Source organism: Vibrio sp. KUL80, from assembly GCF_059725495.1.
Genome location: NZ_AP045841.1, coordinates 160,471 through 187,042, shown reverse-complemented (window position 1 = coordinate 187,042; position 26,572 = coordinate 160,471). Strand labels below are relative to the sequence as shown.

The window sequence follows — 26,572 nt, the reverse complement described above, 5'->3', positions numbered from 1 at the left end:
CTTCGGTTAGTTTTCCGTCTGAGTACACCTCTAAACTTATGACCACCTTTACTAATACCGAAAGAGTGAGAACAGTCATCGCTTCACTCGCTGTGTTTTTGTTTTCTGCGACTTATTTTAATGAGTGGTACAACATTACGTCAGCTCTACTGCTTATTGTTGCACTCATTAGTATTAAAGGTGCGCCTCGCAATAACACGAGTCTGATAAAGCTTACCGCGATACTTTTTTCCATTCACTTTTTTGTACTGATTATAAGTGTTGCTTTGGATACCGGCGATATTAACAAAGTTATTAAAGCGGCTGAGTACCCTCTAAAGAATCTCTTGTTAGTCACTGTTGCCTGGACGGTATTCGCTAACAGAGTAGACAGCAAGTTCTACTTTTATTCCCTTACCATTGGCAGCCTGATCGGACTGGGCATATCATCTTACGATATTTTCGTTACGGGTGTTCGCGGGTTTGATTATTTAATGCCGATCCAAAAAGGCAACGCTGCCATCCTTTTTGCTACGCTGGCTTTTGCAGCTTCGTTTTATACTCGTGCGACACGACCAACCCTTTCATGCGTCTGTCTCATCGGTGCCAATTTAGGTTTAGCCGCAAGCCTGCTGTCCTTGTCTCGAGGCGGTTGGATTTTGGCTCCATTTCTATTTGTCTTGCCTTTTTTTGTTTATAGAAAACAAGTCACTAAAATGTTTACAGCCATTGCGCTGGGTTCATTGCTAGTAACGATGGTTATCGTAAGCAGCCAATCGCCATCCATTTCAAGTCGCATTTCTCAAGCATCACACGAAGCTCATAGTGAGACAGGCTCTGTTGGTGTTCGAATCGAACTGTGGAAAAACGCCCTGCATAACTTCTATGAAAAACCAATGTTTGGCTGGGGCAAAGAAGGATTGCAGCCTCTGTTAGATAAACAGAACGCTACAGGTGAACTATCCAATTTTGCTCGAAGCTTTAATGGTAACGCGCACAGCGCATACCTTAATGCGCTTTCACAGCGCGGGATTTTTGGATTCGCAGGACTGCTCTGTTTAATGCTTGGTCCGGGTCTTATCTACCTTACACGGCTGGTGAAAGGGCAAAATGAGGAGGAGCGCTTTTGGGCCTTATCTGGTGGAATCCATATACTTTCTACAGCAGGCTTCTGCGTCTCCCAAGACCACTTCTTGCATAACGAGGGCGTGGTTCTCTACGCCATTACCAATGCTATTATTCTTGGCTTTTTGGTTAGGGCTCAAGGATCGACTGAAAGCACTGAAACTACAAAGGTATAATTGCAATGAAAAGACTAATCGTTGACCTCGATGGTACGATAACCCAAGCAAACACCAATGATTATGAAAAGGTACTCCCGAACCTAGATGTCATAGAGCAGCTACGTAATTACAAGCAACAAGGCTTTGACATCACCATCGCAACAGCACGCAACATGCGTACCTATGAAGGCAATGTGGGTAAGATCAATATCCACACTCTTCCTATCATTACAAAATGGTTGGACGAGCACGATGTACCTTATGACGAGGTCATCGTAGGTAAGCCTTGGTGTGGTCATGAGGGTTTTTACATTGATGATAGAGCCATACGCCCATCTGAGTTCGCCTCACTTAGCCCCGAAGAAATCAATGAGTTGCTAGCAAAGGAAAAGCTATGTTCTTGATTATGTCTGCAGCCTATGTAGATCAAGAGATGCAGTCCGAGTTTGGACGCATACCTCCTAGTTTTTTACCGCTTGGCAACCGCAGACTATTTCAGCATCAAGTCGCTCTTGCACCAAAGGGCAGCCATGTCGCGCTCACTGTACCAGAATCTTACACCGTCTCTGCCTCCGATAAGCAATGGCTTAAGTCACGCGGTGTGGAGATCATTCCGGTTCCAGACAACATCACTCTTGGTTCATCTCTCGTCGCAGCGATGAACTTGTCGGACTACGATCAGCACTCCCCTTTGCATATCCTGTTTGGAGATACGTTATTCACCAACCTCCCTGATGGGAATGACATTATTTGTGTTTCGGAAGCTTCCGATGGCTATGACTGGGCAGTTGTTACGGAGAACAACCTAAATTGGGTGCAAGACAGCCATAGCGATGCAAAAAACAATGCTCTTAATATTGTTAATGGCTACTTCAAGTTCAGCTCACCACGCCAGTTGGTTCGCGCTATCACCCAAGCTAACTGGGACTTTATCAGCGGATTGAACATTTACCATCAAAGTATGGGGCTAACGACAGTGCCTTCGGATAGTTGGCTCGACTTTGGACACGTTAACACCTATTACCGTTCAAAAGCGCACTTTACAACACAAAGAGCGTTTAACTCGCTGTTTATATGTTCTAAGTGGATAGAAAAGTCATCTGAGAAAAACAGTAAAATTGCAGCGGAAGCGAACTGGTTCAATACGCTACCAAGCTCTTTACGCGGATATACCCCACAGTTTCTGGGTACCTTCGATAACGGTAACTCTATCTCTTATCGCTTGGAGTACCTCCACCAGACTGCGCTAAATGAGCTCTATGTTTTCGGGGAGCTTACTGTTGGTAAATGGGAACAAATCCTCAAAGGGTGTATCGAATTCCTTAAAGACTGCCTGGTAGAAAACACGTCTAAGCAAGAAGTCCACAACGATTTACAGCAGTTGTTTGGTGCAAAGACTCATGAGCGACTGCAACAGTATTGTCAGCAGCATCAAATTTCGATGACGCAACCTTGGTTTTATAACAAGGAAAAAGCAGTGAGCCTGCAACAGCTTGTCGATGAAAGTCAGCGACACTTGCCTACCAATGACACTAATGAATGGCCAATATCTGTTCTACACGGTGATTTCTGTTTTAGTAATATTCTGTATGATTTTAGAGCTGAAAAAATAAAAGTTATCGACCCTAGAGGCACGACGCCTTCAGGGCAGCATACGATCTACGGCGATCTAAGGTACGACATCGCTAAGCTGAGCCATTCTGTACTCGGAATGTATGATTGGATTATTGCAGGCTGCTACGACATCGAGATTGCTGAACAATCTATTAATTTTGCTATTGAAGAAACGCAAGCAGACAAGGTAATTCAACAACGTTTTATCGAGATCATACAAAAAGAGTTTTCCATCAATGCTCAAGCGCTCATGGCGATGCAGATCCAGCTGTTCTTATCCATGCTGCCTTTGCATGCCGATGATGAGCAACGTCAAAAAGCGCTCTTCGCAAATGCATTTAGACTCTACTTTAAAATGAAAAGGTTAGAAGAATGATCGTAATTCCAATGGCAGGTTTGAGCTCTCGCTTTTTCAAAGCAGGATACACCTTACCGAAATACATGCTGACTGCACATAGCGAAACTCTGTTTGAGCATGCCGTTAACAGTTTCAAAGCATACTTTCACAATACCGCGTTTTTGTTTATTGTGCGTGACGTCTATGACACCGCCGATTTTGTTAAAGCACAAGCAGAAAAGATGGGGATTAACGAGTTTTACATCGTTTCTCTGAAAGAAGAAACTCGCGGACAAGCCGAGACGGTAACGCTAGGCTTATCTCAATGGCAAGACGAGAACCCGTCAAACCAGAATATACCAATGACTATCTTTAACATTGACACGTTTCGCCCTAACTTTGAGTACCCTGACCTCAATGCCATGGAAGACGGTTACTTAGAGGTATTTAAAGGCACTGGTGACAACTGGTCGTTCGCTCTACCCATCTCTGATGACACGACCGAAGTAAAACAAACTGCGGAAAAGAACCCCATCTCCAACCTATGTTGTACTGGTCTTTATCACTTCCGAACTGTGGATGACTATATGTCGGCTTACCATCACTACCTCTCACTCCCTAAAAGTGAATGGGAGAAAGGTGAGTTATATGTCGCGCCTTTGTATAACTATTTAATTAACGAAGGTAAGAAGATTCACTATCACCTTATCGAACGTTCTGAAGTGATTTTTTGCGGCGTGCCAAGCGAGTATGATGACTTTCTTGATAGGAAGTAAGTGATCTCTATGATTAAACCTATATTGGACAAAGACATTACTTTCGTTCTACAGGGACCAGTAGCCCGGTACGATGGTCGTAGTATGTCATCGGATATCACTAGTCAAGCAATCGCTAAATTGAGAGAGCTGTTTCCTCAATCTCCCATTATTTTATCCACTTGGAAAGGCCAAGACGTTGAACATCTTGATGCGGATAAAGTACTGCTGCATGACGACCCTGGGTCTAATGTGGTTTATGTCAATGGTGAAAAGCAAACGCTAAACAACAATCGTCAACTGGTCAGTACGCACCGAGGGTTATGCGCAGTAGAGACCCCATACGCTGTGAAGCTCAGAACAGATAACATGATTTGTTCTAGACAGTTTGTGGATGTCTACCAAGCTTGCTTTGATATACCTCGTGATTCCGAAGCGGCGGTTTTCAAACAGCGCGTACTGACATCGAGCGTGTTTTTCACCAAATACCACTACGGACAAGACGTCTACTACCACAAAAGTGATTTATTTGACTTTGGTTTAACGGAAGATCTTCTCAAGATTTGGCCAGAAACTCTGGTTCCCGAGTTAGAGTTTTTCCCATCAGATGGCTACAAGAGCCACTACCCTCTGACGGAGCAGTTTCTCACTCTGCACTGGTTAAACCCTCTCGTCCAGCGATCACTGTTTGTCCATAACAAAGCTAATGATACCGGTGGCGCAGAAGAGAGCTTTTGGCACACTTTTGTTGCCAATAACCTAATCGTTGAAGCGTCAGAGAACCTAGGACTGTCGATCAATGAGCGCTTTACTAGCCGAAAGCGTCGATACAATGAATGGACTCATCTTGATTGGCTAAAGGCGAATAACGCCCCGTTCTCTGCAACTAAAAACCTCAGCTTATTGCTCCAAAGAGCCCCTGAGAAACTTCGCTCTGTTTTTAAGATTTAGCAGATACGTGTGCTATGACGGCTAACTTTTAGCGTAGCCGTCGAGAAGAGTCTGAAAGTCGCTCTCCAGCCACTTGATATTGAATCGCTTGAGCTCTTTCTCAAAAGAACGTCTCAAGCGATTCATGTTATCAGCTTTCCAGCCCTCACCCGTTTGCTGATAGCATTTATCGAAATCAATGATCCAAACCTTTTGTTTGCTATCAATAAGCAGGTTATGAATATTGAGATCCGTATGATTGACAGAGGCGTCATGCATCTTGCGAATCTCGGCGCCAATGGCTTGATACATGTGAGAGCTCAAAGCCTCGTCTTGTAACACGGCAACTAAATCGCGCGCGTTCGCCACTTTCTCGCTTAGAATGTCTGCTCGATAGACACAACCCATCTTGACTGCTCTTGCGGCTAATGGTCTTGGGACATTCACCCCCGAATCAGCCAGTAATTTTAGCAATTGATATTCCGCATAGGCTCTCGATTTTTCCCATCCTGTAAACCAGTATTGGTCTTCTACTAGCTTTCCAAACAGGCCTCCACGTCGATAATGTCTGAGAGCAGCTTCCCCCATCTCTGTTTTCACAAACCACGTAGTGCCGCGTCCTTGAGCACTTCCAATAACACGATCGCCTGATTGCCAAAACTCCGGGTCGAAGACTTGCTCCACCGGTTCTTTGAGCAGCGTTTCGTCATACCAATAGGTCGTATTATTTTTTTGTAGTTTTTTCACAGACAAGCCTTATTTCAACAAGATGGCGGTATCGACCGAGTGCCTTTTTCCTTCATGCCATTTTACAATCAAACCTCTGCCCTGCATAATCTTTACCATTATTCCCCAAGACCGCATTCCTATGTCCCTGTTTAGCCAGCCACCTAAGTCCATTTGTATTCTAAGGCTCTCCGCCCTTGGTGATGTATGTAATACCATTGCTGCGGTACAAGCAATTCAATCTTATTGGCCTTCGGTGAGTGTTACTTGGGTGACGGGCGGTCTTGAAGCAAATCTGATTCGCGACTTACCCGGTGTAGATGTCGTGGTATTCGACAAGAAAGCTGGATGGCGGGGCTATACGCAGCTTTGGAGGCAACTTAAAGGCCAGCAGTTTGATGCTCTTTTGCATATGCAGTATGCATTTCGCGCGAGCATTGCTACCTTAGGGATCAAAGCGAAATACAAGCTCGGCTTTGATAAGGCGCGTTCGCAGGACTTGCAGCATTTGTTTACCAACGTGAAAGTGCCCTCTCCAACTAAACTCCATGTACTTGATGGGTTAATGGCATTTACACAAAGCTTAGGTGTGCCAGTAACCTATCCAAAGTGGAGCTTGGACTGCCCAGCAGAAGCTAGGTCTTGGTCTGAGGGGGTTATTTCAGAAGATTCAAAACGAAATCTTGTCATCGTACCTGCGGCAAGCAAAGGCTATAAGAACTGGACCGCCGAAGGTTATGCTCAAGTGATTCAGCACGCCTCTGAACTCGGTTGGAATATCATCTTAGGTGGCAGTCCAGCACAGAGCGAGATTGAACTTGGCGAAAAGATAGAAAGGCTGTGCCCCAACCTAGTGACCAACCTTATCGGTCAGACAGACATTATGCAGATGTTAGGTCTGATTGATCGCGCCGATTTAGTGTTAGCTCCTGATACTGGGCCAACGCATATGGCTAACGCGATGGCAACACCGGTGATCGGGTTATATGCTCACCATAACCCGCTTCGCACAGGACCTTACAACTATCAAAAGTATGTTGTCTCCGCCTATGAAGAGGCTATCATTGCCGAAACCGGTAAGCCAAGCAGTGAGCTTGAGTGGCGTACACGAGTGAAAGATAAACAAGCGATGCAACGCATCCAACCACAGCAAGTAATCGACATGTTCGACCTTGTTTGTCACGAGGAAAAACTATGACATCACAAACAACAGCCCATCAAGAGCGAGCATCCATTGCTGCCATCATCATTACAAAAAATGAAGAGGCATCATTGGAGGAGTGTTTGCAAAGTGTCACTTGGGTTGATGAGATCGTCATCGTCGACTCTGGCAGTACGGATGGAACACAGCAGATCGCCGAAAAGTACGGCGCTAAGTTCTTCGTAAACAGTGAGTGGCCTGGGTTTGGTAAACAGAAACAACTGGCTCAATCGTATACTGACTGTGATTGGATTCTTGCTTTAGATGCTGACGAGCGCATTGATGATGTACTGCAGCAGGAGATTCAAACTATGCTGGTGTCACCGCCGAAAAACACAGTATTCAGCTTGAATGAGCTGACTTGGGTGTTTGGTCGCTTCCTAAAGCACTCGGGCTGGTACTATCACCATGTTCGTTTGTATCCAAATGCTTTGACGAAATACAACGATAACCTAGTGCATGAGTCGGTCATCATTCCGGAAGGCACAGAGACTAAGCGACTCAAGGGTGACATCCTTCACTATTCGTATAAGGATATGGAACACTACTTAGTGAAGTCGGCGAGTTACGGTCGCGCTTGGGCGGACCAAAAACAAAAACGCGGTAAAACGGCCTCGCTGTCGCAAGCGATATTGCACGCGCTTGGCTGTTTCTTGAAAATGTACGTGTTAAAGCGTGGGTTCTTGGATGGTAAGCAAGGGTTTTTGATTGCGATTCTGTCGGCGCATTCAACATTCATCAAATACGCCGACCTTTGGGCAAGAGCGAACGATAGCCAGCAAAAATCTTAATCGCTGTAAAAGCCATCCCGAATAAACGAGAAGCCAAGAGAATTACTTCTTGGCTTTTTTGCCCCTATCGAATGCCATCCCACCAAGTGTTTATATCGTTCGAGCATACATTGACGTCGATTCGTGACATATCATCTTGGCTCGCTTTATCTTCCGCTTTCGGTGGGCAAAACGCGATGTGTTTCCCTTTAGAGTTTAATGGTCGCCAACGCAGCGGTGTCGCTGAGCGCTTGGCTGGGAAAAAACCAACGGTAGGAACATCCAGCGCTGCAGCAATGTGAAGCGGTCCTGTTGAACCAGCGATGAACAAACTCGCACAAGCCAGCGAACATGAAAAGTCGACGAGACCATCGTTTTTATCATAGATCACGCTCGCCAGAGCGTTCTCTTTAAGCAGAGTTTGTAGTTCTTGCGCTTTCTCTTGTTCACCTGGTCCTGCGGTCAGTACGATTTCAAAATCTTCATTAAGTCCTTCCAGCAGCGAGCAGTACTGCTCCAAGCTCAGGTTATTCGCAGAGCCACCGCTACCCGCATGCACATAGAGCCATGACTTCGCCTTGTTCAAGCCAAGTTGCTCGGACAACTTTTCTTTTTGTTTAGCGAGCGAATCTAAAGAAAAGGAGAAGTAAGGGGCTTTTGGCTCAACAATCGCAACTGACTGGTCGTTAAGAAATACACGGATAAGATCTAAGTTGTATTCGAACTCAGGCTTGGCACTTTGCGAACGCTTTTGCTTAATGCGCTTATTGTAAAACACCTGCGCAAACTTAGTGGCAGGCGCTAAACGGTAAGGAATTTTCGCTTTCCACACTAGCAGCGCGTTATAGGTATCGGAGAACAGATTGATCGATGCATCAAAATTGGCACTTTTTATTGTGCGCACTAGAGCCTGCTGCGTCGCTTTATCGGCTTTTTTGCCAGCATCAATAATGACCTCATCAATCCAAGGGCATGCCTTGGCGAGCGCTGCGGTATAACTGGGAACCAGAGCAGTAACGCGACAATCAGGAAGAGATTGCTTTAACATCGCGAAACTTGGCCACGCAAGCATGAAGTCTCCGATCTTGTCATTACGCACCACGAGTATGTTTTTCATTCTGCTCACTCATTTTCACTCTAGTTGTCGATCTGTCGGTGATGATAGCAATTCCACTGCATAATGATAACTCTTGCTTAACCCTTTGTTCCTGTCTATAAAATGGTAAACTGACGTCAAACCTCTACCAGAGAGAACACTGTGAGCCCAAAACGCCTATCTCGAGTCATATACCCTGGCACTTTTGATCCTATTACGAACGGACACCTTGACCTTATCGAGCGTGCCTCCACTATGTTTGACGAAATCATTATTGCTATCGCAGCCAGCCCAAGCAAGAACACGCTATTTACTCTGGAGGAGCGCGTCGCATTCTCTCAACAAGTCACCAGTCATCTGTCAAACGTGACATCTAAGGGCTTCTCTGGGCTTCTCGTTGACTTCGCTAAAGCTGAACAAGCAAATGTTCTTATTCGAGGGCTGCGCACGACAGTCGACTTTGAGTACGAGTTTGGTCTAACTAATATGTATCGCCGTCTATTACCGGGACTAGAGAGCGTATTTTTGACGCCCGCTGAAGAACACGCTTTCATATCTTCAACACTGGTAAGAGAGGTCGCTATTCATGGTGGGGATGTGACTCAATTTGTTCCACCGGTCGTCGCTACTGCTCTAGAATCAAAGAGAATTGTATAGCTATGAAAATTCTTGTCATAAGAGCGGGCGCCCTCGGCGATACCATTTTTGCCACGGCGGTAATTGACTGCTTACGCAAACAATTTGGTAAGACTACCCATATTGACTGGCTGGGCAATCCACTAGCAAAAGGGTTATTCGCAAAAGATCATCGCATTGCAAATGTGTTTACGCTAAAAAGCAGAAATTTAGCGATGCCATTTAATATCCCTAAGCTAAGAATGCTTGCTCAGGCTCGACAGCATCCGTACGACTTGGTGGTGAACTTGGAGCATTCTCGCTCGTTTCGTCGCTTCGTCAACAATATCAAAGCAGCGAAAACCATACATATTGCGGATTTAGATGCCAACGTTTCAGACATGCACGCCGTTGAAAACATGTTGGCAGCACTCTCTTTGTCAGGTGTCACTGATACTGAAGGGTTTCCAAGACTCGTCGGTGAAGAGGTCGCAACCGTAAAGGCCAAGTTTGAGCTTCCAGAGCAGTATGTTGTATTTCATCCTGCAAACAGTCACTCTGACAAACCCGACTATCGAAGCTATCGCTCTTGGCCATTAGAGCATTGGAAATCATTGATAAGTTCAGCGTCTATCAATACTAAAGCCGTTATTGTTGGCACCAATGAAGAAAAAGCGTTTCTGACCAGTTTCTTAGCTGAGCTTGACACAGACGTCATTGATTTAATGGGTAATACCACTCTGCCTGAGCTTATTGCGGTACTAGAAGGGGCAAACGTCGTTGTGACCACAGATACAGGCCCTTCTCATATGGCCGCAGCGACAGGGGCACCAACGGTTGCTCTGTTTGGGCCGAGTGATCCAAATGGAACCGCACCCTATTCGTGCAAATTTAATACTGTCCACATCGCTTCAATCGACATAGAATGCAGCCCCTGTTCTCATACTGAACGATTTAAAGCGTGTAAGAATAACCTGTGTATGAAACAACTGTACCCAGAGATGGTCTTAGACATAATCCGCCCATACATTAGCCAGTCGTGAAACTGAATATCGACAGCTTACATTGCCTTATTTTTTAGGAGTAAAAGATGATTAATAAAGAACGCACGCTTTGGACTTTATTGATAGGTGCGTTGCTTATCCGTTTGCTGACATTGGGTCTATACCCTTTGATGGATACGACGGAATCTCGCTATGGTGAAATGGCGCGTCTAATGGTGGAAACCGGAAACTGGTTAACGCCTCTCTTTGACTATGGCGTTCCTTTCTGGGGCAAACCACCACTATTTACTTGGATGAGTGCCATCAGCGTCGAAATGTTTGGTCTATCTGAGTTTACACTGCGTCTACCACATTGGGCTGCTGGTGTTCTCGTTGTATGGGGCGTCGCTTGGTTTGCCAAGAAGAATGGCTATAACCCGCTAGTCGCAGCCGTTGTGTTATCTACGACGCTGGTCTTTTCTATCTCTGCGGGTGCAGTGATGACCGATATGGCATTAACCGTCGGTCTTACCATGGCCATGATTGGCTTTTATCAATGCTGGCTTGGCAAGACGTTCTGGGGCTATGTTGGCTTCGCAGGGCTTGCTGTAGGCTTGCTAGCGAAAGGACCGGTAGCCATCGTGCTATTTGGACTAGCCGTCTTCCCGTGGATGGTCATTCAGCACGGTTTGATTGGCGCATTTGTTGAGCTTTGGAAACGATTCCCGCTCATCAAAGGCACCCTACTAATGTTGGCCATCGCCCTGCCATGGTACCTGCTTGCAGAAAAAGCGACTCCTGGTTTCATTGACTACTTCATTGTTGGCGAGCATTACAAGCGCTTCGTTGAGCCAGGCTGGACTGGCGATCTTTATGGCAGTGGCCACGAAGAGCCGAAGGGTAAGATTTGGTTCTTCTGGTTACTCGCAGTCCTTCCTTGGTCTTTGATTTTACCTGTTCTGATGGTTGTTCGTGCCAAGTTTGGTTTAGAGCAAGCGAAACAAAACAATGGCTTTACGAGTTTCGCCATCTGGTGGGCACTATCACCGCTTGTGCTGTTTACAATGTCTAGCAATATCCTACCAACATACGTGCTGCCTGGAGCACCAGCGGTAGGTTTGCTGTTCGCTATTTTCTGGAAGAAGAAGGATATCGTTTGGCTGTCAATCGCAGCCCTTGTAGTACCAGTAGCACTCATCGTTGCGACTTATTTGCTGTCGACAGGCAAAGTTGCGGACAACAGTGATAAATCGATCTTTGACGCTATCGACCCTAACATCCCATCTTACTATGCGCACCACCGCACGTACTCTGGCCAGTACTACAGTAATGGTCAGGCTAAAGTTTACAATGCGGAGCAACAAGCCCAGGGTGAAAAAGAATTCTACCTGATCCTTCGCCGTGAAGCGGTTGAATGGGAACTGAACTCTTATCAGTTGCTAGACTCTTGTGAAGAGACCAATGCAACGAGTTCGGCTCGTATCGCTTATTTGTGTCATCTCGATAACGCTGACGTAGAAAGCGATAAAGTAGAAGATATCAAATAGTAATGAAATACGAAGTCATATTGTCTGCCTACAATGATGCGGATGTTTTGTCTCTAACGCTCGCTGGCTACTTAAACCAGCGAGATACTGACTTTACAGTTTGCATCGCTGATGATGGCTCGGGTCCATCGATAAAAAACGTAGTTGAAGACTTTAAGAACAAGGGACTGAATATTCGCCACGTGTGGCATGAGGATATAGGGTTTCGTCGCTCAATGATTCTGAACAAAGCAGCCGCTAGCAGTACTGCCGACAGAATCGTTTTTTCAGATAGTGATTGTATCCCTTGCCCATATTTTATAAGTGACCATAAATCGTTATATCAGCCAAAGATGATAACAACCGGACCACGTATTAACTTGCGAGAGAAACTAACTAACGAACTCAAGCGCCGAGTTAAACAGCCGAGTTTCTTGAACAACAGCGTTAGATTGCTTTTCTTATCTATCTTTAAGGTGGCGTCTCACTCAGAGCAAGCTCTACGTTTCCCAGATGCGATGCTACCGTTTCTGAAGAAAGTCAAAGACATCTGGCCCTACGGTGCCGACTTTGCCGTTGACCGCTGTGATTTTCTGGAAGTAAACGGATTTGATGAAGATTACGTTGGGTGGGGAGGTGAAGATATCGACCTCCATCAGCGTCTAAAACTCGCAGACGTCGATTATTATGGTGTTGCGGGCAGGGCTGTCTTGTTTCACTTAGAACACCCTATCAGAGAGGCAGATGACGGTGACGAAGAACTAAAGCGCATCAAGGAAGAAAAAGAGAAAAACCGCGTTAAGTTCGCCCGAAATGGGCTTTCAAAATGGCTTTAGTCATCAATGAAAAAGAGCAGGCTTATGCCTGCTCTTTTCTCTTTCGCTTTGCTTTAGGTATTTAGATACCAAATTCAGCTCGATACGCCTTCACCGCCTCTAAATGCTCAGCATTACCACCCTTCTCTTCAAGGTAAGTAATAAGGTCAGTCAGGCTTACAATTGAAATTACTGCGCAGCCAAAGTCGCGTTCAACTTCTTGAATCGCAGATAGCTCACCTTTGCCTTTTTCTTGACGGTCAATAGCAACCAGTACACCCGCTAGGTCAGCGCCGTTCGCCTTGATGATTTCCATTGACTCACGAATCGCAGTGCCTGCTGTGATCACGTCATCCACCAGCATAATGCGACCTTCAAGTGCGCTACCTACCAGGTTACCACCTTCACCGTGGTCTTTCGCTTCTTTACGGTTAAAGCAGTAAGGTGTGTCGATGTCGTGGTGATCAGCCAAGGCAACCGCTGTTGTTGTTGCGATTGGAATGCCTTTGTAAGCAGGGCCAAATAGCACGTCGAACTCGATGCCAGAGTCTGCCAGTGCTGCTGCGTAGAAGCGACCTAGACGAGCAAGGTCACGACCCGTATTGAAAAGCCCAGCGTTAAAGAAGTAAGGGCTTTTACGACCAGATTTAAGGGTAAACTCGCCAAATTTTAGGACTTCTTTCTCTAATGCAAATTCAATAAATTCACGCTGGTATGCTTTCATTTTATCTCTCTCTTTAATTTCATTCACAATGTACATCGCGTCACCCACGCAGTACATCCATCATCCCCTTGAAAAAGGGGATCTCGTGCGGCAAGTGACTCACATTATTTGAACGCAATACTCGCTGCTGGAGATCCTCACTTTCGTGAGGATGACGGGTTGTTTCGGTTTTTAGTGTGTCCTGCACACAAAAAAATAGCCCCCTTACGGGAGCCATTAATCAATCTTCTAATGCCAGTTTCTGAGCTGCTACGATCTCGGTAATGCCTTTCTTCGCTGACGCCAGTAGCGCCATTAGCTCATCGTGACTAAACGGTTCGCCTTCTGCGGTGCCTTGGATTTCGATCATGCGACCATCTTCTGTCATCACAACGTTCATGTCGGTATCGGCTGCCGAATCCTCGGTGTACTCAAGGTCACACAGAACCTCTTCACCAAGAATGCCCACAGATACTGCTGCAACGTGCCCTTTCATTGGGTTCGCTTTTAGCGTGCCTTTTGCTACGAGGTGAGCAAATGCGTCTGCCATTGCAACGCTAGCGCCAGAGATAGATGCCGTACGAGTACCTCCATCCGCTTGGATAACGTCACAGTCGACTGTCACCATGATTTCACCCATGGCTTCTAGGTCTACGACTGCGCGTAGGCTGCGAGCGATCAGGCGTTGGATCTCCATCGTACGTCCGCCTTGCTTGCCACTGGCAGCTTCACGGCGCATTCTTGAGTGCGTTGAGCGTGGTAGCATGCCGTATTCAGCAGTTACCCAGCCTTTACCTTGGCCTTTTAGCCAGCGAGGCACATTCTCTTCCACTGTTGCGTTACACAACACTTTGGTATTGCCGAACTCTACCAGCACAGAGCCTTCTGCGTAAGCGGTATAGTTGCGAGTAATTTTTATTGGGCGCACTTGGTCTGCTGCGCGATCATTTGGACGCATGGACATTACCTTTGTTGGGGAAGCGAATTTGGTTGGGCGAAGATTATAACGGAGAAGCGAGTATGGGTCTAGGTTGTGTGACTTCGATTCGAGCTCTGTGCTACCATGAAGACAGTTTGAACATATTTATTGAATCCAAGGGAATCATTTCATGATCTACAGCATGACCGCGTACGCGCGCAAAGAGGTCAAAGGTGACTGGGGTAGCGCAGTATGGGAAATCCGCTCTGTAAACCAACGTTATCTCGAAACATACTTCCGTCTTCCTGAGCAGTTCCGTGGTCTTGAACCTGTCCTTCGTGAGCGCTTCCGTAAGCGTTTGGCGCGCGGTAAGGTCGAATGTCACCTTCGCTTTGAAGCGAACCCTGCAGCTAAAGGTGAGCTGAACATCAATGAAACACTCGCTAAGCAAGTGATTGGTGCAGCGAACCAGATCATGGGACTGACTGGTGAGCAAAACCGCATTAACCCATTCCAAGTCATGCAGTGGCCAGGTGTGATGGAAACGCCAGAGCAGGACATGGACACCATCAACAAAGCACTGCTAGATGGCTTTGAGGGTGCACTGAGTGACTTCATCGAAGCGCGTGGTCGTGAAGGTGAAAACATGAAGGCGTTGATCGTTCAGCGTTTAGATGCCATCACGGAAGAAGTGGTGAAGGTTCGCGCTCGCATGCCAGAAATCATCGAATGGCAACGTGAACGTCTACTTGGTAAGTTTGAAGAAGCTAAGATTGAGCTTGATGCTTCTCGCGTTGAGCAAGAGTTGATTCTTCTGGCGCAAAAGTCTGACGTAGCAGAAGAACTAGACCGTCTAGACTCTCACGTTAAAGAAACCACTAGCATCATGAAAAAAGGTGGTGCAGTCGGTCGTCGTCTTGACTTTATGATGCAGGAGTTTAACCGCGAGTCAAACACGCTAGCGTCTAAGTCTATCAGCACAGATATCACCGCATCGGGTGTTGAACTTAAGGTGTTGATTGAGCAGATGCGTGAGCAGATTCAGAATATTGAATGATTTTTCTGGACGTTTCCAGACATTCCAAAACGCACATAAAGCCCCGTATATAGGGGCTTTTTAGTTTCTCACTGTTTACAATCTATCCGCTATGTTTCAAAATAGTGGTGACAGAATTGGTGACATAAAAATCTGACACACGATAAAAACGCTATAAATCGGCTTTCTGTCACCACTTAACGAAACAGAGGGGGCAGCATGGCCGCGAAACTAAACGACAAACAAGTCAAATCACTACTACGCAAAAGCGAGCCGGGGCGATTCGCAGCCGGTAACGGGCTTTACTTTCGTGTAAGCAACGAAGGGACCGGCTTTTGGGTATGCCGCTACACAACCAACGGAAAACGCCGCGAGATCACTCTAGGCCGATACGGAACCAAGCCGGGCGAACTGTCACTAGCTCAAGCAGCCGCAGCCACGGCCCAACTAAAAGCAGACGTTAAGGAAGGGATCGACCCGCTAGCAGAGAAGAAGCGGCCCGACAGCGTAAAGATAAAGACCGTTAACGACCTGGCCGCCGACTGGCTAACCAACGATATAGAAAAGCGCCTAAAGCACCCAGGAATACCCCGCCGCGTGTATCAAAATGACCTAGCGCCCGTTTTCGGGGAGCTATCGCTAGACCGTGTAAGCCCGATAGACATACGCGCCGCCATTGAGCAGATCGCCACCAGCGACCGCCCAACGATTGCAAACGATGCGCTTATGTATTGCAAACAGCTATTCCGCCACGGTATCCGATTAAACCTAATGACTTCTAACCCGGCCGATGCTTTCACGGTTCACCATGCCAGAGGCGTAGAGAAAAGCCGAAGCCGCGCTTTAACAATCGAAGAACTAGCAACCGTTTTCCAGGTATTGAGAGAGAACGCGAACCAGTTTACCCGCGAGAACTATTTAGCAACGGCCCTTTTGTTAACGCTAGGCGTTCGAAAAGGCGAACTAATCGCCGCTAAGTGGAGCGAGTTCGATATAGACGCGGGCCTATGGAACCTACCGGAAGAACGAAGCAAAACGGGCGCTCCGATCAGCGTACCGCTTTCAAGTGTGGCCGTAGAGTGGCTAGAAGAATTACATTTACGGGCGTGTGGTTCAGAGTTTGTATTCCCTAACCGTCGCGCTAGTAAACGATTCGGCCACATTAGCCCCGACACGCTAAACCATGCACTAGCTAAATTATTCGGCTTAAAGGTCCGCCCAGGAAAGCCACCAGAGAACAAACTAGGCGACGCGGGAATCGAACACTTTACGATCCACGACTTGCGCCGAACTTGCCGAACGCTACTAGCCGACGCGGGCGTCCCTGGACACGTGGCGGAACGATGCCTAAACCATAAACTAAAAGGCGTAGAGGGCATTTACGACCGTTACGACTACCTAGACGAACGCCGCGAAGCACTACAAAAGATAGCGGATCAGTTAGCGCCAATTATTAACCCTATGGCGAATGTAACTAGCTTTAGAAAGGGGGCGTAATATGGACTTATCAAAAATGGGGTTAGCGGGTGAAGTAGTCGATAGTAAAAACGTAAGCGTTGAATGTGCCGGCGAGTTTTTGGAGCTAGCCGCCGACTATATCGCACAAGGTAAACCGCTACCCTTGCCGCTCGCTATGGCGTTAGCCCCCGCCTTATATGCTGCAGCCACAAAGGCCAAAGCCGGCGACCAGAAAGGCGCCGTTAGCGCACTTGCTAGCGGAACGGGACTACAAACTAACCACCGGCGCAGCAAAGCGCCATATTGGGCCACGGTTAGCCGTATAGCGGAGCTAATCGAAGCAGGCGACAGCCAAACCAAAGCGATTAAAACCGCAGCAAAAGAACAGGGGATCGGCAAGTCGACAGCCGACGACTATTGGACTAAATACCAGGAACAAGAATTAGAAGTGTGCCAGCTAGTAGAGGCCGCTATCCGCAAGCAATAACCTACCTTTCGGGGGCGTTCTGGATTGCCCCCTCTCCTATCCGTACAGATCAGCAAGCAACAATACGCACCATACAGAAACAACAGTAAACAGGTGCGTTATGAATACCCAATCAAAGAACCCCGACCGAATTATTAGCCGCGCTCAATTCCGCGAACTAACCGGCATTTCACGAACTACCGAATGGCGACTTTCTCAGGAAGGCAAACTACCCGCAGTTGTAGAAATTGACGGGCGCGTCCTGGGCTATCTCGAATCCGCTTATCACGCATGGCTTAACCATCACGCGGCTATATGACCCGCAGATAAAAAGAAACCCGCCGAAGCGGGCACCGGACCGGAGATAACTCACATGACCAATAATAAACGAAAAGGCGGCTATAACGAAGCGATCCGCCAGGCAGTAGAAAACCTACCATTAGGCGGCCGCAGACTACCAACAGGCCACGCGGGACGAATCGCCCGTATGTATGGGAAAACAATCCCACGTGTACGTAAAGACGTCGAGCGAGGCGCTAGATTGCGTAATAGCGGGAGGGCTTTCTAATGCAGGAATTACCCCTACCGCTAGCACCATTAGCCGAATACCCTCAATTCATTTTGTGGAAGCTGGCAGAGCGTAACGGAAAGCGCGTAAAGCTACCGATTGATTACCGTACCGCGAAAGTAGGCGACGCACACGACGCCGGCGCATGGATGAACGCAGAGGCAGCACTAAACACCGCCGCCGCGTATGGTCCCGAATATGGGATCGGTTTTGTTTTCACTGAATCGGACCCGTTTTTCTTTGTCGATATTGACCACTGTTTAGAGCCTAACCGCGAGTGGTCCCCGGTAGCTATGGACCTTGTAAGCCGTTTAACAGGTGCAGCCGTTGAGATCTCGCAAAGCGGGCAAGGCTTACACATTTTCGGTAAAGGTAAGGCACCGCAACACGCTTGTAAAAACGTGCCGCTTAAACTCGAGTTCTACACCGAGGGCCGATTTGTAGCGCTAACCGGCATTAACGCCACGGGTAACGCCGCTACCGATTGTAGCGCAGCATTGCCGGGAATTGTGGCCGCATACTTCAAACCCACCGCGCCAGGAACGGAAACCGCCGCCGAGTGGACGACCGAGCCGTCGCCAGAGTGGAGCGGACCAGAAAGCGACGACGAACTAATCGAAAAGATGCTAGCGATTAACCCTAGTAGCCGTAGCGCTTTCGGTGGTGCCGCTACCGTTCGCCAACTATGGGAAGCCGACGAGCAAGCCCTAGCTATTGCCTATCCAGATAATGAAGGTAACAGACCATACGACGCGAGCAGCGCAGACGCAGCCCTAAGCCAGCATTTAGCTTTTTGGACCGGGCGCAATTGCGAGCGAATGGATCGCCTATTCCGTCTATCGGGCCTATATCGTGAAAAGTGGGAAAACCGCCCAGACTACCGCGAGCGCACGATCACCAGTGCGGCGCAACAATGCGCTAACGTCTATAGCGGCCACATTAAACCCGTGGAAGCTATCAACAGCCCAGTTGAAGCTATTACGTATAGAACAGGCCACCAGCTATTAGCCGCTACACAACAGGCCGAACGGTTTGCAGGTTGCGTTTATATGCTCGACCGTCACCGCGTATTCACGCCCGAAGGGGATCAGCTAAAACCCGAACAATTTAACGCTATATACGGCGGCTATGACTTTGTACTGAATACCGAAGGCAAAACCACGCGTAAAGCCTGGGAAGCGTTCACCGAATCGCAGAGCGTTAATTACCCGTGGGCGCATGGCGCTATGTTTCGCCCAGAATTGGCAACCGGGCAGATCGTTACAGAAAGCGGACGCCGCCTGGTTAACGTCTACGTCCCCGCTATGGGAGAGCGTAAAGCCGGAGACGTTGCGCCATTTCTAGGCCACGTAGAGCGACTATTACCAAGTGAAAGCGACCGCGAAATATTCCTTTCGTACCTGGCCGCTTGCGTTCAGCAACCGGGCGCTAAATTTCAATGGTGTGTCGTATTGCAAGGGGCCGAAGGTAACGGAAAAACCGTTTTCTATCATGTACTGGCATACGCACTAGGCGAGCGCTACGCCCACCTACCGAACGCGGCGGAAATAACAAACCCGTTCAACGCCTGGATTGAGCAAAAGCTAGTAATCGGCATTGAGGAGCTACACACGGCGGGCCGCCAGGAAGTAGCAGACACACTAAAACCGATGATCACTAACAAGCGGCTAGAAATCCACGGCAAAGGCCAGGACCAGAGAACCGGCGACAACCGCGCTAACTTCATTATGTTTTCAAACCATAAAGACGCGGTACTCAAGACCGAGAACGACCGCCGTTATTGTGTGTTCTATACCGCCCAGCAAGAAGCCGCAGACCTGGCCCGCGACAATATGAGCGGCGGCTACTTTGCAGACCTTTACAACTGGCTAGAGCGTGGCGGCTATGCACACGTGGCCGAATACCTGGCGACAAGATCCGTAACCGTCGATGTTATGGGGCGCGCACCGAATACCAGTAGCACCGCCGAGGCCGTGCGCTCTAGCCTAGGAGTAGCCGAGCAGATTATCCAGGAAGCAATCGAGCTTGAAGAATGGGGATTCCGTGGCGGCCTAGTATGTACGACCGTAGCGAAAGACCACCTAAACGCCAACGGGAAGAAACTCAGCCCGCAGAAAGTCGCCGGCGTACTTGCGAACCTGGGTTACATAAGACACCCAGCGCTAGAAGTATCTCAAGGCAAGGTAACTATTGCGGGTAAGCGTCGCCGAATTTACGCCAAGCGTGGAAGTTTAGCGGCCCAGGTAACGACCGCCGACGCCGTCCGTAATCATTGGGAGCGTTCACACGATGAAGCGGCCACAAGTCCAAATAACGGAAGCGTCCGAGCTAAGTCCATTTTCTCGGACAGCCCTAAGCCCCCGTAATTACTAGCTTTCCCTCTCTCTTTGTCCAACTGTCCAACTAATTAATAGTTAAAAGTAATAAATAAAGAGAGGGGGTGTGTAGTAGCTAGCGGCTACGTAGCGGCCGGCCACTGTGGCGGCTACGCGGAGAACTGGCGGTAAAGTCAAAACAATTGGACGGGTGCGGACAAAGTCGCCCAAACCCTTACAGGACAAGGGCTAGAGCCGGTCCAATAAATATTTAAGCAAATGGACACTCGGACCCAAACGGCCCACAAAAGTAAGAAATTTAACGCTAACCCGTAAATGACGCCCCCGTCACTTACAGGTAGCAACAAACCGGCCCAGTTAGCGCGCCACAAACAACCGGAGATAAACCAATGAGCATAAACAGCCAGCTAGCAGAAATGCAGCGAGCAATAGCAGCTTTAGGCGCGGACGATGTAGTCACCTACCCACGGGATGCACTCGAAGTAATGGCCGAAGTTCTAAAGCAAAACGGGGAGCATTACGGCATAGACCACGCCCTCAACCTTTCGAATTTTCTACAGGCCGCCGCCGACAAGCTGGAGCCTGGAAAAGAACACGTATTTAACGCCGTCGAGCTATCAGGGCTTTGTAAAGACCTAATGATGATCGACAACTTAGTCAAAATTGAACAAGGACAGAAATAATGAAGCTACCAGAAATTAAGAAAGTACGCGAAAGCGTAACCGCAGCCCTAAGCAAACTAACAGCCAAAGGCGCCGACGACTTAGACGCAGTAGCCCGCGAACGTGCGGTATTACGTGAAAAGCTAGCAATGCTAGACGAAGCCGAAACGGCAGAGCGTGACCGCCTAGAAGCGGCCGAGAGTGAAGCAAAAGCCAAAGAGCGCAAAGTCTACCTACAGGCAGTAGCGAAAAGCAGCCGCCAGGCTATCGAGCAGCATAGCAAGCTAACCGCAGAAGCGAACGCCCTAGCCGACAAGCTAGCTAATGTTCTGTGGCAGCGTGGACAGGTATTTAGTGCTGAAAATATCGGGCTAACTGATAACCGCGTTTTCGATTTGTTGAAAGACGAACGCAAATCGCTACAGGCAGAGATCCACCGCATTAACTCACTACACGACGAACTGACCGTAACGCCTGGCGCAGTGACCCGCGAACTATCGAACACTGACGGCTTAATCTCTCGACTAGCCGAAGGTTACGCGGATCGCCCTATCTCGCCGCGTACGTGTGCTTTCTGTGGCAAAGAGCATAAGACCTACACCGACGACACCGCCGAAACGTGTAGCCAACTATGCGCCGAGAACCTAGCAAATAAACGCCGACGCGAAGTAATGAAACCGGGCGATCACTATCAAGCGGATTTACGCAACGCTAGCCGCGTTATCGACCTTAACGCCGACGACGAATATTAACCACTAATTACGCCCGTCTAAATGGCGGGCCTTTTGGAGAACTAACAATGAGCGACCTTAAAACCACCAACCCAGGACTATACGAAATCGCCCGCCGTAATGGCGCCCTACCACGTGCGGCCACATCAAGCCGAGCGCTACCTAATGGCCCGCAAACCGTAGCCGACTTAAAGCAGAGTTACCCAGGGCTTTACGCTGAATGTATCTCGCTAGGAGTCACCCAGGAGCGCGAGCGCATTCTAGCAACACTACCGACGACGTTTAGCAATGATCGTATGAAGTTCGCCGCCCAGTGTGTACGCGAAGGGGCGCCGTTCAACGAGACAGCGAAAGCAAACTATCTAGCTATGACCCTCTCAGATGCAAAAAACGACAATCAAAGCGACCAGGTAGTCGCCGCTATCGAGAAGCGCCTGGGGGTTCGTTATGACACTTGAGGAACTACTAGCGGAATCGCCGGAACTGTATCTAGCGATCTTAGAGGAAGGTAGAGCGCAGGAAAGAAACCGCGCCCTATCTCACCTAGACACCGCCCGCTATTACGACGCAGTAGCCGAAGCCGTGGAAGCAGTCCGAAGCGGCACACCGGCAGAAGATGAAGCAGAGCTTAACGACGTTTACGCAGAGATACAGGACACCCGCGACGCCCTGGACGAAGCCGTCGAAACAAAGCGCCCGCCTCAAGTTGTAGAAGCGAAAGCCCACCGCTACGAACAGGCAGCGAAGCGGCTAGCGGGCTGAAAACTTTTAGGTACTGCCAGCTACCGGGGCGGGGTCTGGGGTTTTGATTCCGCCGCGCACCCCTCGCACAAACAGTAACTTTTGTTCAAGGAGTAAACAGATTATGAGTGTCGTATCTAAAGCGGAATTTGCGCGGCTAGCGGGCGTATCGCCGGCGGCTATAACCAAAGTTTCGAAGTCGGTACTACGTGAAGCAATGACCGAGGGCGGAATAGACGCCGATCACCCCGCCGCTATTAAGTATCTAAACCGGGGGGCGACGGTAGGACGCCCACAAGGTAACGGAAAACAGGAGCTAGCCGAGTACATTCGGAGCCGGTCCGCAGAGCTACGCCTACTAGAGCAATCTTTAACCGTGGAAGTACCCCACCTGGTTAAAAGTGTGGCGGATAACCTTTTCTATTTGGGCTTTGCGTCGGATCGAATCCCGGCCGGTGAACGTGCGGACCGTACCGACTACGTAGAGCGGACGCTAGACCAGCTACGAACGCTAGCGGGGGGCGTATGACTCTCACACTAAACCTTATCGAGCTTTATAGCCTGGCCGCCATTTACACTACGATAGGCATACTTTACGGCTATTCCCTGGGGGCTTTATGGAAGCGGTAGAGCTAGAGGCGATTCGAGAAGTAGCCGACGTTAGCCCAGAGCGACAACTATTTGTGGAAGTGATCCTACTGGCAGTTGTTGAGAGTCTAGGCGGAGAAGGACGAAAGAAAGTTAAGCAGGACGACCAGGAGCGCGCCCAGTTTTGGCTAGAGCGTTCGCCAATCTGCAAGGAGTATTGCGAGTTGGTGGACCTGGACTATACAGCCATGATCGAACGATTGCGGCCACATTGGAGGCAGTATGCGAAACCGTAGGCGGCTATGGTGGTATTACACTAAACGACGATAACGAAGCGAGGCGGTAGTCTCGCTTTTTTACGTAATGTAGAATAATTCTATATTTATTAAAAAGTGCATTACGGTTAGAAAAAACGGTGACAGAGTTGGTGACAGATAATATAGCGTAACAACAACAAAAGCCCGAAACCCCTTACCAGAAAAGGGATTGTCAACCCACAACCAACAAGCAGATTCAGAATATTGAGTAATTCTGTTGAATGACAAAAAAGCAGGCTAATGCCTAATGCTTGTAAGTTAAGAAGCATCTAACACCTTTTAGAAGGTCTAGTCGCATAGCGACTGGGCCTTCTTTTTACTGCTCTTGGATAGCTTCTATCCCGCCTTTCTGGCAACGTAAAACTCTCAGCCATATCTAGGATATAGTTCATCACCTCCGGGATTCTTCCGGGTGCGACGGCAGGAAGGAGTTGTAACTGTCCTATTAAGAACAACGAGGCTTGTTTAAAGCCTATCTGGTAAGGCATTACCTTATTTTGGTCGTAGGCCATTTGGCACATCAAGAACCGCAGTAGGTTATAGGCCAACAGCATACCCCACAGTTCTTGTTCTATTAACTCGGGCTTTTTACTTCTTAGGGTCAGGTTGTTTTGGAGCATATATTGTTTCATTTCTCGATAGCCCAACTCTATCTCCCATCGATGGCTATATAGCTCCGAGATGTCTTTTCCTGGGTAGCGTAAAGGGTCAGTCATCGAGGTCAACAACCGTACCTCTTTACCCTTAATAGTCTTAGTTATCAATCGAGCTTCCAGTGTTTCCGGTGCGTCGTGCCACTTTTTCCTAGCTTGAGGGGATAGCTTTAATTCGACCAACTCTTGCCCACGCCCTAATTTGCGGAGCATTGTGTATTGGGCCCCTTTACGCATTGGAATAAGCCAATGTCTGTCTACCCCTGTTGTTTGCCAGCGGTGTAATAGACCTAGAGCATAAAAACCTCTATCGAAGATAGTTAGGCTATGGTCGGGAGAGTGAACGATGAGCTCCGTAGTTAAGTCCACTTCGCTCTTTGATGTGGAGTCGAAAGATGCACTATTCAGAAGATGACTTGTCAGTTCCATATGGCAGACCATTCGAACCTGAGGGTATTCGGACGAGCATTTTTGATTCCGAGTTCGACTGAAGCGTTCGTCATTGTCTTTAGTATCAGGAGTTCGCCAGACTACACCGTCGACCGCATGCAGTGTTAAACCATGCCAGTCTGGATGGGGCGTTTTGTCATTCCAGAGCTTCTGCGTTTGAGTAAAAACCGATTTCATGACATCGGAGCCCAGCCTTTGTCTTGCTTGGATTACTGCACTCGGAGCAACAAATGGCTTCTTACCTGGGAGAAGAATATCCAGCTTCGAGACGACTTTCTCCATGGACAAATGGCGATACAAAGACATCCCAACAACACTCCAAACCATCATTTCCATTGGCAATCTTCGTCTACGAATAGTCGTAATCCCTGTATCTTCCAAACATTGGGAAATGAGTTCTGGCGAAAGCAGATCAGATAAACCCGAAAGTTGCTCTGCAGAGAATTGATGAACTTGGTTAAGAGCCTGTCTTAAAAACATAAAAAAATCCGAGTGCATTGAATACACTCGGATTTTGACACTTTGAATGGATCGTTCAACCGATCATTTAGTTGTTAACTGATCGGCATTAGGCTAATGCCTGCTTTTTTATTGCTTGAATGTTTTCGGTGCTCAAAATAGCCACCACCTCACGAGTCGTGTACTTGTGCTGGCATAGGTTTACTCAACGCTTGCACCAAGCCCCAAGAAGATTCCTGTCTGCACAGGAATGACGGCGCTGTAGGGTTATTCGATTATTAGTGACTATAACAACACCAAGTAAGTCATAAACAGCGCTGACAACACATAGATCACCGGGTGAACCTCTTTACCCTTGTCTGCCACTACCATACTAAACGCATAGCTAATAAAGCCCATCGCCATACCGTTTGCCGGTGAGAAGCTTAGTACGGTAAACATAATGGTAAAGAAGGCGGCGATGCGAGACTCTTTTTTGTCCCACTTAATATCACCTAGGCGACCAATCATATAGATACCAACGACGACCATCGCTGGTGCCACCATTGCCGCAGAGAACAATGAGAATAGCGGGTATAGGAATAGAGAGACAAAGAACAAACCGGCGACTACAACTGCCGCTAGACCCGTTTTCGCACCTTGAGAAGACGCAATGCCCGACTCAGAGAATGCTGTAACCGACGTTGTGCCAAGCAGCGACCCCATTACTGTACCACCCGCGTCAGCGACGAGCGCTGAACGCGCATTTGGCACCTTGCCGTCTTTATCGATAATGCCAGCGTCGCGGCCCACACCCACAATCGTGCTCAATCCATCGAAGAAATCGACAATCAAAAAGATAATCACGATGAACAGCAGATCAAACATCTTCTCTGCCGTTAAACCAGAGAAATCGAAGATAGCACCAAAGCTACCTGCCATGCTTGGCGGCATCGCGACGAGCTGATCTGGAATTGGCGCGTTGCTTGTACCCATGAAGGTATCAGCAAGGATGGTCAAAACGATGGCCGATATGAATGAGATAAACGTCGCCAGCTTGATATCGCGAACCATGCAACCCAGCGCAATGAAGATACTGACGTAAGCGATCATAACCTGAGGGTTCAGGATATCACCCATGCTCACCAAGATGATTGGGTTTGAAACGATGATACCGGCGTTCTTTAGCCCTAAGAAGGCGATAAACAAGCCAAGCGATACGGTAATCGCCAGCTTCAGGTCTTCTGGAATCGATTCAATCATCGCCTTGCGGATCTTAGTCATTGATAAGATCAAGTAGATGATGCCCGAGAAGAAGATACCCAGTAGCGCTTCATGCCAAACCAGAGCCACTGAGCCGCTAAGAAGCATGCCTTTAAAGAAGCCATTCATGCTCATACCAGGTGCAAGCATCACTGGGTAGTTACCAAAGAAACCCATAATCAGAGTCGCAAATGCCGCTGCCAACGCCGTTGCTGTGAATACTGCGCCGCGGTCCATGCCGGGAATGTCACCCAAGATGGCTGGGTTCACCGCTAGGATGTAGCTCATCGCTAGAAACGTAATAAAACCTGCGTATACCTCGGTGCCGATCGTAGATTTACGCTCGCGCACCTTGAAGGTAGCTTCGATAAAAGAGGGGTTGGCTTGCCTTTGGCCAGCTAATTCTGCACTCACAGTGGAACCTTTAAAGAAAGAAATGACGGAGACGCAAACGTATGCGCGACAAAAATAATGGCGCGAATTCTAATCAGCCAGAGAAATAAATCAATGTTTTTCTTGTTGGTTTTTATCGCTTAAAAAACAAAACCTTGATAAATAAGCAAACGTTTGCTCTCAATGTTGACTCTCAACTCTCGACACCTACCCTAGGCTC

The 26,572-nt window shown here is 48.2% G+C and carries 28 protein-coding genes; 22 read left to right on the top strand and 6 right to left on the bottom strand.

All coding sequences use genetic code 11. The features are described from left to right. The first annotated feature begins 38 nt into the window (after window positions 1-38). The 5 genes from AC6I8U_RS00885 to AC6I8U_RS00865 are packed head-to-tail and all read left to right on the top strand — an operon-like array spanning window position 39 to window position 4,919. Window positions 39-1,280 (top strand): O-antigen ligase family protein, encoded by a 1,242-nt coding sequence (locus AC6I8U_RS00885; RefSeq protein WP_498017480.1) that lies wholly within the window; start codon window positions 39-41, stop codon window positions 1,278-1,280. Window positions 1,281-1,285: 5 nt separating this feature from the next. Then, on the top strand, window positions 1,286-1,666 hold the full coding sequence (locus AC6I8U_RS00880; RefSeq protein WP_498017479.1) for an HAD hydrolase family protein: 381 nt from the start codon (window positions 1,286-1,288) through the stop codon (window positions 1,664-1,666). Beyond that, window positions 1,657-3,252: a capsular biosynthesis protein gene (locus tag AC6I8U_RS00875; RefSeq protein WP_498017478.1), complete on the top strand. Its 1,596-nt coding sequence runs from the start codon at window positions 1,657-1,659 to the stop codon at window positions 3,250-3,252. Before AC6I8U_RS00880 ends, AC6I8U_RS00875 begins: the two co-directional genes overlap by 10 nt. Continuing rightward, window positions 3,249-3,989: a glycosyltransferase family 2 protein gene (locus AC6I8U_RS00870; protein ID WP_498017477.1), complete on the top strand. Its 741-nt coding sequence runs from the start codon at window positions 3,249-3,251 to the stop codon at window positions 3,987-3,989. Before AC6I8U_RS00875 ends, AC6I8U_RS00870 begins: the two co-directional genes overlap by 4 nt. 9 nt (window positions 3,990-3,998) lie before the next feature. Further along, entirely contained in the window at window positions 3,999-4,919 is a 921-nt protein-coding gene (locus AC6I8U_RS00865) for a WavE lipopolysaccharide synthesis family protein (protein ID WP_498017476.1), read from the top strand. 21 nt (window positions 4,920-4,940) lie between these two features. On the opposite strand, the gene AC6I8U_RS00860 is transcribed toward AC6I8U_RS00865, so the two are convergent. After that, entirely contained in the window at window positions 4,941-5,645 is a 705-nt protein-coding gene (locus AC6I8U_RS00860) for a 3-deoxy-D-manno-octulosonic acid kinase (protein WP_498017475.1), read from the bottom strand. A gap of 121 nt (window positions 5,646-5,766) precedes the next feature. On the opposite strand from AC6I8U_RS00860, the gene AC6I8U_RS00855 reads away from it, so the two are divergent. After that, entirely contained in the window at window positions 5,767-6,822 is a 1,056-nt protein-coding gene (locus AC6I8U_RS00855) for a glycosyltransferase family 9 protein (RefSeq protein ID WP_498017474.1), read from the top strand. Then, on the top strand, window positions 6,819-7,616 hold the full coding sequence (locus tag AC6I8U_RS00850; protein WP_498017473.1) for a glycosyltransferase family 2 protein: 798 nt from the start codon (window positions 6,819-6,821) through the stop codon (window positions 7,614-7,616). The genes AC6I8U_RS00855 and AC6I8U_RS00850 overlap by 4 nt, the downstream gene beginning before the upstream one ends. Before the next feature lie 64 nt (window positions 7,617-7,680). Here AC6I8U_RS00850 and AC6I8U_RS00845 read toward each other — a convergent pair whose 3' ends face one another. Further along, the gene (locus AC6I8U_RS00845; RefSeq protein WP_498017472.1) at window positions 7,681-8,712 is read right to left on the bottom strand and encodes a glycosyltransferase family 9 protein; all 1,032 of its coding nucleotides are present in this window, start codon (window positions 8,710-8,712) and stop codon (window positions 7,681-7,683) included. 141 nt (window positions 8,713-8,853) lie between these two features. Between AC6I8U_RS00845 and coaD the strand changes: the two genes are divergently transcribed. The 4 genes from coaD to AC6I8U_RS00825 are packed head-to-tail and all read left to right on the top strand — an operon-like array spanning window position 8,854 to window position 12,651. After that, window positions 8,854-9,348: a pantetheine-phosphate adenylyltransferase gene (gene coaD, locus AC6I8U_RS00840; protein WP_498017471.1), complete on the top strand. Its 495-nt coding sequence runs from the start codon at window positions 8,854-8,856 to the stop codon at window positions 9,346-9,348. Window positions 9,349-9,350: 2 nt separating this feature from the next. Continuing rightward, the gene (locus AC6I8U_RS00835) at window positions 9,351-10,349 is read left to right on the top strand and encodes a glycosyltransferase family 9 protein (protein ID WP_498017470.1); all 999 of its coding nucleotides are present in this window, start codon (window positions 9,351-9,353) and stop codon (window positions 10,347-10,349) included. Between the two features lie 50 nt (window positions 10,350-10,399). Continuing rightward, a complete protein-coding gene (locus tag AC6I8U_RS00830; protein WP_498018294.1) occupies window positions 10,400-11,836 on the top strand; it encodes an ArnT family glycosyltransferase in 1,437 nt (478 codons plus the stop codon). A gap of 2 nt (window positions 11,837-11,838) precedes the next feature. Then, complete coding sequence (locus tag AC6I8U_RS00825) at window positions 11,839-12,651, top strand: galactosyltransferase-related protein (protein ID WP_498017469.1); 813 nt, start codon at window positions 11,839-11,841, stop codon at window positions 12,649-12,651. 61 nt (window positions 12,652-12,712) lie between these two features. Here the strand turns inward: AC6I8U_RS00825 and pyrE are convergent, their stop codons facing one another. Both pyrE and rph read right to left on the bottom strand, forming a co-directional pair. Beyond that, window positions 12,713-13,354 (bottom strand): orotate phosphoribosyltransferase, encoded by a 642-nt coding sequence (gene pyrE, locus AC6I8U_RS00820; RefSeq protein ID WP_338165597.1) that lies wholly within the window; start codon window positions 13,352-13,354, stop codon window positions 12,713-12,715. A gap of 220 nt (window positions 13,355-13,574) precedes the next feature. Beyond that, window positions 13,575-14,291 carry a ribonuclease PH gene (gene rph / locus AC6I8U_RS00815; RefSeq protein WP_498017468.1) on the bottom strand — a complete coding sequence of 239 codons (717 nt, stop codon included), beginning with the start codon at window positions 14,289-14,291 and terminating at the stop codon, window positions 13,575-13,577. 151 nt (window positions 14,292-14,442) lie between these two features. Here rph and AC6I8U_RS00810 point away from each other — a divergent pair, with 151 nt between their 5' ends. The 11 genes from AC6I8U_RS00810 (at window position 14,443) to AC6I8U_RS00760 (ending at window position 23,134) form a co-directional block, all read left to right on the top strand. Beyond that, a complete protein-coding gene (locus AC6I8U_RS00810) occupies window positions 14,443-15,309 on the top strand; it encodes a YicC/YloC family endoribonuclease (RefSeq protein WP_498017467.1) in 867 nt (288 codons plus the stop codon). Window positions 15,310-15,507: 198 nt separating this feature from the next. Then, a complete protein-coding gene (locus AC6I8U_RS00805) occupies window positions 15,508-16,785 on the top strand; it encodes a tyrosine-type recombinase/integrase (RefSeq protein WP_498017466.1) in 1,278 nt (425 codons plus the stop codon). A gap of 1 nt (window position 16,786) precedes the next feature. Next, the gene (locus AC6I8U_RS00800) at window positions 16,787-17,233 is read left to right on the top strand and encodes a hypothetical protein (RefSeq protein ID WP_498017465.1); all 447 of its coding nucleotides are present in this window, start codon (window positions 16,787-16,789) and stop codon (window positions 17,231-17,233) included. A 100-nt stretch (window positions 17,234-17,333) separates the two neighbouring features. Next, a complete protein-coding gene (locus AC6I8U_RS00795; RefSeq protein WP_498017464.1) occupies window positions 17,334-17,531 on the top strand; it encodes a helix-turn-helix transcriptional regulator in 198 nt (65 codons plus the stop codon). 248 nt (window positions 17,532-17,779) lie between these two features. After that, window positions 17,780-20,146 carry a phage NrS-1 polymerase family protein gene (locus AC6I8U_RS00790; RefSeq protein WP_498017463.1) on the top strand — a complete coding sequence of 789 codons (2,367 nt, stop codon included), beginning with the start codon at window positions 17,780-17,782 and terminating at the stop codon, window positions 20,144-20,146. A gap of 359 nt (window positions 20,147-20,505) precedes the next feature. Further along, the gene (locus tag AC6I8U_RS00785) at window positions 20,506-20,799 is read left to right on the top strand and encodes a hypothetical protein (protein ID WP_277825213.1); all 294 of its coding nucleotides are present in this window, start codon (window positions 20,506-20,508) and stop codon (window positions 20,797-20,799) included. Beyond that, entirely contained in the window at window positions 20,799-21,530 is a 732-nt protein-coding gene (locus tag AC6I8U_RS00780) for a hypothetical protein (RefSeq protein WP_498017462.1), read from the top strand. Before AC6I8U_RS00785 ends, AC6I8U_RS00780 begins: the two co-directional genes overlap by 1 nt. Window positions 21,531-21,577: 47 nt before the next feature. After that, window positions 21,578-21,967, top strand: a complete 390-nt coding sequence (locus tag AC6I8U_RS00775) for a hypothetical protein (protein ID WP_277825209.1) — start codon at window positions 21,578-21,580, stop codon at window positions 21,965-21,967. A gap of 124 nt (window positions 21,968-22,091) precedes the next feature. After that, the gene (locus AC6I8U_RS00770; RefSeq protein WP_277825207.1) at window positions 22,092-22,271 is read left to right on the top strand and encodes a hypothetical protein; all 180 of its coding nucleotides are present in this window, start codon (window positions 22,092-22,094) and stop codon (window positions 22,269-22,271) included. Between the two features lie 103 nt (window positions 22,272-22,374). Beyond that, the gene (locus tag AC6I8U_RS00765) at window positions 22,375-22,779 is read left to right on the top strand and encodes a hypothetical protein (RefSeq protein WP_498017461.1); all 405 of its coding nucleotides are present in this window, start codon (window positions 22,375-22,377) and stop codon (window positions 22,777-22,779) included. 88 nt (window positions 22,780-22,867) lie between these two features. Further along, a complete protein-coding gene (locus AC6I8U_RS00760) occupies window positions 22,868-23,134 on the top strand; it encodes a hypothetical protein (RefSeq protein WP_239921222.1) in 267 nt (88 codons plus the stop codon). Window positions 23,135-23,424: 290 nt separating this feature from the next. Here the strand turns inward: AC6I8U_RS00760 and AC6I8U_RS00755 are convergent, their stop codons facing one another. Together AC6I8U_RS00755 and AC6I8U_RS00750 are read right to left on the bottom strand one after the other, a co-directional pair. Next, window positions 23,425-24,738, bottom strand: coding sequence for an IS4 family transposase (locus AC6I8U_RS00755; protein ID WP_498017197.1), 1,314 nt, complete (start codon window positions 24,736-24,738; stop codon window positions 23,425-23,427). A gap of 264 nt (window positions 24,739-25,002) precedes the next feature. Further along, the gene (locus tag AC6I8U_RS00750) at window positions 25,003-26,373 is read right to left on the bottom strand and encodes an NCS2 family permease (RefSeq protein ID WP_498017460.1); all 1,371 of its coding nucleotides are present in this window, start codon (window positions 26,371-26,373) and stop codon (window positions 25,003-25,005) included. Between the last annotated feature and the right edge of the window lie 199 nt (window positions 26,374-26,572).

What these genes read in the sequence shown, in the direction of transcription:
- AC6I8U_RS00885 (WP_498017480.1), top strand. Translation starts at nt 39, where the DNA reads ATGACCACCTTTACTAATACCGAAAGAGTGAGAACAGTCATCGCTTCA.
- AC6I8U_RS00880 (WP_498017479.1), top strand. Translation starts at nt 1,286, where the DNA reads ATGAAAAGACTAATCGTTGACCTCGATGGTACGATAACCCAAGCAAAC.
- AC6I8U_RS00875 (WP_498017478.1), top strand. Translation starts at nt 1,657, where the DNA reads ATGTTCTTGATTATGTCTGCAGCCTATGTAGATCAAGAGATGCAGTCC.
- AC6I8U_RS00870 (WP_498017477.1), top strand. Translation starts at nt 3,249, where the DNA reads ATGATCGTAATTCCAATGGCAGGTTTGAGCTCTCGCTTTTTCAAAGCA.
- AC6I8U_RS00865 (WP_498017476.1), top strand. Translation starts at nt 3,999, where the DNA reads ATGATTAAACCTATATTGGACAAAGACATTACTTTCGTTCTACAGGGA.
- AC6I8U_RS00855 (WP_498017474.1), top strand. Translation starts at nt 5,767, where the DNA reads ATGTCCCTGTTTAGCCAGCCACCTAAGTCCATTTGTATTCTAAGGCTC.
- AC6I8U_RS00850 (WP_498017473.1), top strand. Translation starts at nt 6,819, where the DNA reads ATGACATCACAAACAACAGCCCATCAAGAGCGAGCATCCATTGCTGCC.
- AC6I8U_RS00845 (WP_498017472.1), bottom strand. Translation starts at nt 8,712, where the DNA reads ATGAAAAACATACTCGTGGTGCGTAATGACAAGATCGGAGACTTCATG.
- AC6I8U_RS00835 (WP_498017470.1), top strand. Translation starts at nt 9,351, where the DNA reads ATGAAAATTCTTGTCATAAGAGCGGGCGCCCTCGGCGATACCATTTTT.
- AC6I8U_RS00825 (WP_498017469.1), top strand. Translation starts at nt 11,839, where the DNA reads ATGAAATACGAAGTCATATTGTCTGCCTACAATGATGCGGATGTTTTG.
- pyrE (WP_338165597.1), bottom strand. Translation starts at nt 13,354, where the DNA reads ATGAAAGCATACCAGCGTGAATTTATTGAATTTGCATTAGAGAAAGAA.
- rph (WP_498017468.1), bottom strand. Translation starts at nt 14,291, where the DNA reads ATGCGTCCAAATGATCGCGCAGCAGACCAAGTGCGCCCAATAAAAATT.
- AC6I8U_RS00810 (WP_498017467.1), top strand. Translation starts at nt 14,443, where the DNA reads ATGATCTACAGCATGACCGCGTACGCGCGCAAAGAGGTCAAAGGTGAC.
- AC6I8U_RS00805 (WP_498017466.1), top strand. Translation starts at nt 15,508, where the DNA reads ATGGCCGCGAAACTAAACGACAAACAAGTCAAATCACTACTACGCAAA.
- AC6I8U_RS00800 (WP_498017465.1), top strand. Translation starts at nt 16,787, where the DNA reads ATGGACTTATCAAAAATGGGGTTAGCGGGTGAAGTAGTCGATAGTAAA.
- AC6I8U_RS00795 (WP_498017464.1), top strand. Translation starts at nt 17,334, where the DNA reads ATGAATACCCAATCAAAGAACCCCGACCGAATTATTAGCCGCGCTCAA.
- AC6I8U_RS00790 (WP_498017463.1), top strand. Translation starts at nt 17,780, where the DNA reads ATGCAGGAATTACCCCTACCGCTAGCACCATTAGCCGAATACCCTCAA.
- AC6I8U_RS00785 (WP_277825213.1), top strand. Translation starts at nt 20,506, where the DNA reads ATGAGCATAAACAGCCAGCTAGCAGAAATGCAGCGAGCAATAGCAGCT.
- AC6I8U_RS00780 (WP_498017462.1), top strand. Translation starts at nt 20,799, where the DNA reads ATGAAGCTACCAGAAATTAAGAAAGTACGCGAAAGCGTAACCGCAGCC.
- AC6I8U_RS00775 (WP_277825209.1), top strand. Translation starts at nt 21,578, where the DNA reads ATGAGCGACCTTAAAACCACCAACCCAGGACTATACGAAATCGCCCGC.
- AC6I8U_RS00765 (WP_498017461.1), top strand. Translation starts at nt 22,375, where the DNA reads ATGAGTGTCGTATCTAAAGCGGAATTTGCGCGGCTAGCGGGCGTATCG.
- AC6I8U_RS00760 (WP_239921222.1), top strand. Translation starts at nt 22,868, where the DNA reads ATGGAAGCGGTAGAGCTAGAGGCGATTCGAGAAGTAGCCGACGTTAGC.
- AC6I8U_RS00755 (WP_498017197.1), bottom strand. Translation starts at nt 24,738, where the DNA reads ATGTTTTTAAGACAGGCTCTTAACCAAGTTCATCAATTCTCTGCAGAG.